General features: G+C 45.3%; 1 protein-coding gene. It reads right to left on the reverse strand.

Annotated features, from left to right (window positions below):
• The coding region (locus NQ163_RS20595; protein WP_268192192.1) for a hypothetical protein at positions 1 to 609 on the reverse strand (609 nt) is incomplete at both ends.

The following is a 609-nucleotide window of genomic DNA, read 5'->3' on the forward strand; positions in this document are numbered from 1 at the left end:
GGATTTGCAAAAGCAAAGCTTCCGTCCATACTGGCAGTTCCTCCTGATAAGGTAGATTCGCTCAATGCCTGTCCGAAGGTAATTGTACCAGCTGTTGGCCACACGCTCACAGTCGCATCCGCTTTATCAACAATGATGTTGATATTTCCGCTCACTGTATTGTAATTGCTGTTATCAGTTGGCGTAAAGATAATCTCTACAGATTGTGTTCCTGCGTTTGGCGTTGCTGATGGATTTGCAAAAGCAAAGCTTCCGTCCACATTGGCAGTTCCTCCTGTAAGGATTGATTCATTCAATGCTTGTCCGTAGGTGATTGTACTTGCCGCTGGCCAAGCACTTACAGTAGCATCCGCTTTATCCACAGTAATGTTGATATTTCCGCTTGCTGTATTGTAATTGCTGTCATCAGTTGGCGTAAAGATAATCTCTACCACTTGCGTTCCCGCATCAGGAGTTGCTGAAGGATTTGCAAAGGCAAAGCTACCGTCCACACTGGCGGTACCTCCCGTAAGGTTTGATTCACTTAAGTTTTGTCCGTAGGTGATTGTACTTGCCGCTGGCCAAGCACTTACAGTAGCATCCGCTTTATCCACAGTAATGTTGATATTT

This window comes from Marinifilum sp. D737, from assembly GCF_026672275.1.
Classification (GTDB): domain Bacteria; phylum Bacteroidota; class Bacteroidia; order Bacteroidales; family Marinifilaceae; genus Marinifilum.